General features: G+C 54.8%; 1 protein-coding gene. It reads left to right on the top strand.

Annotated features, from left to right (window positions below; genetic code table 11):
* Positions 1-7,174 (top strand): non-ribosomal peptide synthetase (locus EAE91_RS22670; RefSeq protein WP_214090437.1); only part of this gene is annotated, 7,174 nt, incomplete at both ends.

The following is a 7,174-nucleotide window of genomic DNA, read 5'->3' as shown; positions in this document are numbered from 1 at the left end:
GTGGTGGGGATATTGGCAATACTGAAAGCCGGCGGTGCCTATGTGCCGTTGGACCCCGCTTATCCGGGTGAACGTCTGGGGCATATCCTGCATGATGCGGCACCGACGGTGGTGCTGGCGGATAAGACCGGCCGGTCTGCGTTAGGCGAGGAAACGCTGGCCAGACTGACCGTGCTTGACCCGAATACCTTGCCAGATCAGCCGGACAGTAATCCATCGGTGCCTGCGCTGACTGCCCGGCATCTGGCCTATGTGATTTATACTTCCGGCTCCACCGGAGTGCCCAAAGGGGTGATGATTGAGCACCGCAATACGGTTAACTTCCTGCACTGGGCGCAGCAGGCTTTTGAAACGGAAGAGATCCGTCAGGTGCTTTTCTCAACGTCGATGAATTTCGACCTGTCCGTTTTTGAATGTTTTATGCCGTTGTCACGTGGCGCGGCGATTTATCTGGTGGAGGATGCGCTGTCATTGATGCAGCATGCCCTGCCGGTGACCTTGATCAACTCAGTGCCGTCTGCGATGAAACCGTTATTGCAGGCACAGGCGCTGATGGCGTCGGTTCATACGGTCAATCTGGCGGGGGAACCGCTTAAAGGCGCTTTAATTAAACAGATTTTCGCAGACACGCAAATAGAGCGGTTATGTAATCTCTATGGACCTTCTGAAACGACAACCTATTCGGCCTGGTTGCCGATACGGCGGGGTGAGCGGATCATTGAAAGTATCGGCCGTCCGATAGCCAACACCTGCATTTACTTACTGGACGAGTATGGTCAACCGGTGCCGTTGGGCGTGGCGGGGGAAATGTATATCGGGGGCGCGGGGGTGGCGCGTGGCTACCTTAATCGCCCAGACTTGACGGCGGAACGTTTCCTGCCTGATCCGTTTAGTGATAAACCGGATGCCCGCATGTACCGCACCGGGGATGTAGCCCGTTATTTGCCGGACGGCAATCTGGAATTTCTGGGCCGTAACGACCAGCAGGTTAAAATTCGCGGCTTCCGCATTGAACCGGGGGAAATTGAGGCCCGGCTGGCAGAACATCCGGCGGTAAGTGAATCGGTGGTGTTGGCGCAGGGGGAAGGGCAGGAAAAACGGCTGGTGGCCTATGTGGTAGCGGAAGCTCATGAGGGGTTGATTAACCGTTTACGCGAACATCTGAGCGTTCAGTTGCCGGATTACATGGTGCCGGCGGCCTTTGTACGACTGGATGCATTACCCTTAACGCCGAACGGTAAATTGGATCGCCAGGCGCTGCCCGCACCGGACAATGACGCCTTTGTCCGTCAGGTTTACGCTGCTCCCCAGGGAGAGATGGAAATGGCGCTGGCGGCGATTTGGCGTGAAGTCTTAGGTGTTGAACAGATCAGTCGGCATGACAATTTCTTTGCCTTGGGGGGGCATTCGCTGTTGGCGGTACGGATGATCAACCGGATAGCTGGTTTCGGTATCGAATTATCATTAACCACCCTGTTTAAATTCCCTTCGTTACAGGCATTTGCGGAAGTTATGCAGGCCCGGAAGGGGCAACTGGATACTACCCTGCCAGCCATCGTGCCGGTATCCCGTGAAGGGGAATTACCGTTATCATTTGCTCAACAGCGCCTGTGGTTCCTGGCGCAGCTTGAGGGTGTCAGTGAAACTTATCATATTCCGATGGCCCTGCGTTTGAGTGGGCAATTGGATATCATGGCCTGGCAGAAGGCGCTGGATACTTTGTTTGCCCGCCATGAAGCGTTACGCTCTGTCTTTGTTTCTGTCGATGGTCAACCGCAAGTGCGGCTGTTGGTGCCGAGTAGCGGCTTACTGTTATCGCAATATGACCTGCGCGGCGTTTCGGATGCAGATGAAGTTCTTGAGCGCCTGAGTACGGAAGAAGCCCATGCGTCATTTGACCTCGAAAGCGGCCCGCTTATTCGTGCGGCTCTCATCCGGATCACCGATGACGAATATCAATTTTTGCTGACCCTGCATCACATAATTTCCGATGGCTGGTCTGCCAATGTGCTGATACAGGAACTGAACACGCTCTATACGGCGTTTATAGACGGACAATCCGATCCGTTGCCGCCATTGGCGATTCAGTACCCGGATTACGCCGCCTGGCAGCGTCAGTGGCTGTCGGCTGAGCGTATTCAGGTTCAGTCTGACTATTGGCGTGCCATGTTGGCTGACGCGCCGGTGCTGTTGGATCTGCCGACAGATCGGCCTCGTCCGCCAGCGCAGTCGTTTGCCGGCGATACTGTGCCGGTTAACTTCGATGTTGAATTAACGACCGCGCTTAAGCGTCTGAGTGAACAGCAGGGCGTCACCTTATTTATGACGCTGTTGTCAGCCTGGGTAGTGGTTTTGTCGCGTTTGTCAGGTCAGGACGATGTGGTGATTGGCACCCCGAGTGCGGGCCGTAGCCGTCAAGAAGTAGAGCCGTTGATTGGTTTCTTTGTCAATACGTTGGCGTTGCGTGTGGGGTTATCCGGTGAGCTGACGGTGACGGAATTACTGGCGCGAGTCCGGCAAACCGTATTGGCGGCCCAGGAGCATCAGGATTTACCGTTTGAGCAGGTGGTGGAAATCGTGCAACCGCCGCGCCGACTGGCGCATACCCCGTTGTTCCAGGTGATGTTTGCCTGGCAGAACGATGAGAACTCGGCATGGGAATTACCGGGGCTGGCTGTCTCACCGGTCGATCAAGCGGTTGATGTTGTTAAGTTTGATCTGGAACTGGGTTTGTCGGAAGAGGAGGGCAGGATTGTCGGGGCGTTGAATTATGCCGCCGCCTTGTTTGATCCATCGACGGTGGAACGGCAGGTGGAATATCTCCGCGCGGTGCTGCAAGCGATGGTGACTAACTCTCAACAGCCGGTTGGAGAAATTGATATTCTGTCTCCGACGGAGCGCAAGTTGTTGCTGGAAACCTGGAACGCAACGGAAACCGCGTATCCTGATGCATTGTGTATTCATCAGTTGTTTGAACAGCAGGTAGAACAAACCCCGGATGCGATAGCATTAGTGCATGAAGAACAAACTCTCAGCTATGCGGAATTAAATGCTCGGGCTAACCGGTTGGCCCATCAATTGATTGCGTTGGGCCTCTTGCTTGAGCAACGGGTGGCGATTTGCGTGGCACGCTCACCGGCTATGGTTGTGGGGGTATTGGCAATACTGAAAGCCGGCGGTGCCTATGTGCCGTTGGACCCGGTTTATACCGGGGAGCGTCTGGCGCATATTCTGACTGATGCCGCTCCGGTTATTTTGCTGGCGGATAAAGCCGGACGCGCTGCGTTGGGTGAGCAGGCGCTGGCGGAACTCATCGTACTTGACCCGAATGCATTGCTCAGCCAGCGGGACGACAACCCGCAAATACCGGCACTCACTTCACGACATCTGGCGTATGTCATTTATACCTCGGGTTCGACCGGGACCCCGAAAGGGGTGATGCTGGAACATCGCGGTGTCTGCAACTACCTGTTGTGGGCGCGGAGTGATTACCTCTCTGAAAGGCGATGCGATAGTATCGTTTCATCATCAATCGCCTTTGATGCCACGGTCACCAGTCTTTACCTGCCTTTACTGTGCGGCGGCAAGCTCCATTTGCTCGGCGACGGGCAGGAGCTGGTTGAATTGCTCCCTGCGTTGTTGTCAATGGAATCAGGCGCTTTGGTTAAAATTACGCCCGGTCATCTTTCGGCAATAGGGCAGAAATTGAAAACGATGGGACGAACATGCCCGGCTCACTGCTTTATCGTGGGGGGAGAGGCACTGCCCGGTTCCACTATTGCACTCTGGCGAACATTATCGCCAGGCTCGCGCATCATCAACGAGTACGGCCCAACCGAAACCGTCGTGGGTTGTACGGTGTTTGATATCAATCATTCGAGCGGTTTTGCCGATAACGTACCGATTGGCCGCCCAATATCCAATACCCAGATTTACATTCTCGATACCCACGGGAAACCTGTCCCAATGGGGGGCTCGGGTGAACTTTACATTGGGGGAATCGCTGTCGCTCGTGGCTACCTGAATCGGCCAGACTTGACGGCGGAACGTTTCCTGATAGATCCGTTTAGTAATCGACCGGGCGCTCGTATGTATCGTACCGGGGATTTAGCTCGCTACCTGCCGGATGGCAACCTGGAATTTCTGGGCCGCAACGACCAGCAGGTTAAAATCCGTGGTTTCCGTATTGAGCCGGGGGAAATTGAGACACGTCTGATAGAGCACCCGGCGGTGCGTGAAGCGGCGGTGCTGGCGCTGGGGGATGGACAGGACAAACGGCTGGTTGCCTATATAGTGGCACCAGTGGATGACGGGTTGGTGAATAGTTTGCGCACTTACCTGAGTAAAATGTTGCCTGACTACATGGTGCCGTCAGCCTTTGTGCGGCTGGATGCCTTCCCGCTAACGCCGAATGGTAAGCTGGATCGTCGGGCGTTACCGGTGCCGGACGGCGAGGCTTTTGCCCGCCAGATTTATGCAGCGCCCCAGGGGAAAACGGAGATCGCCTTGGCGGCTATCTGGCATGAATTGCTAGGAATAGAACAGATTAGCCGACACGATAGCTTCTTTGCGCTGGGCGGCCATTCTCTGCTTGCTGTGAGGATGATTGAATGTCTGCGTCACCTGGGGCTGACACTGGCGGTGCGTGACCTGTTCCAGTCGCCGGTGTTATCTGAACTGGCCCAAACATTAGGGCAATATCGGGCTGTGGCAGTGCCGCCGAATGTGATTACGTCAGCGACGACAACACTTACGCCGGAGATGTTGCCGCTGATAGATCTGACCCAGGCTGACATTGACTGTATCGTCGGGCAAGTGCCGGGCGGGATGGCCAATATTCAGGATATTTATGCCCTGTCGCCGTTGCAGGACGGTATTTTGTTCCACCACTTATTGGCAAACGAAGGTGATACCTATCTGGTGGTCAGTCAGATAGCCTTTGCTGATCGCTCTTTGCTAGACCGTTATCTGGCGGCGGTACAACAGGTGGTTGATCGCCATGATATCCTGCGTACCGCCTTTATCTGGCGAGAGTTGTCTGTACCGGTTCAGGTGGTTTGGCGTCAAGCTACTTTGTCAGTGATGGAACTGGACTTGAATCCGGCTGATGGACGAGTTTGTGATCAGTTAACCCAACGTTTTGACCCTCGTCATTATCGTCTCGATTTGGGCGAGGCACCGTTATTGCGTTTTGTGGTGGCGCAAGAGGTTGATGGCCGCTGGATTGTACAGCAATTGTTGCACCATCTGATTGGCGATCATACCACGCTGGAAGTCATGAACCGTGAAGTACAGGCTTATCTGAGCGGGCAGGAGGAGAGTCTGCCGACGCCGACGCCTTTCCGCAATCTGGTAGCGCAGGCCCGGTTAGGCGTTAGTCAGGAAGAACACACTCGCTTCTTTACTGACATGTTAGTTGAGGTAGATGAACCGACCCTGCCGTTTGGTTTGACGGAAGTGCATCGTGATGGTTCGCAGGTAGCGGAATCGCACCGGATGTTGTCAGCCGAGCTAAATAACCGTTTACGTCATCAGGCGAGACATTTGGGGGTCAGTCTGGCGGCCTTGTGTCATCTGGCCTGGGCACAGGTATTATCGTGCACCAGCGGGCAGGAGCACGTCGTGTTTGGCACGGTGCTGTTTGGGCGCATGGCGGCGGGAGATGGGGCCGACAGCGGCATGGGGCTGTTTATTAATACCTTGCCGCTGCGGTTGGATATCGATGAGACTCCGGTACGAGACAGCGTGCAGGCCGCTCATACCCGACTGGCTGGATTATTAGAGCATGAGCATGCGTCACTGGCGCTGGCTCAGCGTTGCAGTAGTGTTGCTAGTGGTACGCCGCTCTTCAACGCATTATTAAACTACCGGCATAACCTGTCTCTGGTAACGCCGGATGAAACAATGAAGGGCATTGAATTCTTAGGCGGACGGGAGCGGACTAACTATCCGTTAGTGCTGTCGGTGGAGGATTTTGGTGAATCCCTTGGGCTAACGGCACAGGTCGTGCAGCCGTTTGAACCGGAAAGTCTATGCGGTTATATGCAGCAGGCACTGGAGAGCTTGGCGGCAGCGCTGGAGCAGGCCCCGGAAATGCCGGTACGACAGTTAGAAATTCTGCCGGAAACGGAGCGTACCTTGTTGTTAACAACCTGGAACGCGACGGAAGCTGCTTATCTTGGTCAGTTATGTATCCATCAGTTGTTTGAACAACAGGTGGAGCAAACCCCGGATGCGATAGCATTAGTGCATGAAGAGCAAACCCTCAGTTATGCGGAATTAAATGCTCGTGCTAACCGGTTGGCTCATCAGCTAATTGAACTGGGCGTAGCGCCGGATCAACGAGTGGCGATTTGCGTGTCGCGTTCACCGGTCATGGTGGTAGGAATATTGGCAATACTGAAAGCCGGTGGCGCTTATGTGCCGTTGGACCCGGTTTATACTGGCGAGCGTCTGGCGCATATTCTGACTGATGCCGCTCCGGTTATTTTGCTGGCGGATAACGCCGGACGTGCTGCGTTGGGTGAGCAGGCACTGGCGGAACTCACGGTACTTGACCCGAATGCATTGCTCAACCAGCCGGACGACAACCCGCAAATACCTGCGCTTACTTCACGACATCTGGCGTATGTCATTTATACCTCGGGTTCGACCGGGACCCCGAAAGGCGTGATGCTGGAACATCGCGGTGTCTGCAACTACCTGTTGTGGGCGCGGAGTGATTACCTCACTGAAAGGCGATGCGATAGTATCGTTTCATCATCAATCGCCTTTGATGCCACGGTCACCAGTCTTTACCTGCCTTTACTGTACGGCGGCAAGCTCCATTTGCTCGGCGACGGGCAGGAGCTGGTTGAATTGCTCCCTGCGTTGCTGTCAATGGAATCGGGCGCTTTGGTTAAAATTACGCCCGGTCATCTTTCGGCAATAGGGCAGAAATTGAAAACGATGGGACGAACATGCCCGGCTCACTGCTTTATCGTGGGGGGAGAGGCGCTGCCCGGTTCCACTATTGCACTCTGGCGAACATTATCGTCGGGCTCGCGTATCATCAACGAGTACGGCCCAACCGAAACCGTCGTGGGTTGTACGGTGTTTGATATCAATCACTCGGGCTGTTTTGCCGATAACGTACCGATTGGCCGCCCAATATCCAATACCCAGATTTACATTC

The organism is Photorhabdus noenieputensis, from assembly GCF_018448935.1.
Classification (GTDB): Bacteria; Pseudomonadota; Gammaproteobacteria; order Enterobacterales; family Enterobacteriaceae; genus Photorhabdus; species Photorhabdus noenieputensis.
The sequence above is the reverse complement of the archived record's forward strand: the minus strand, read 5'-3'. Positions and strand labels throughout refer to the sequence as shown.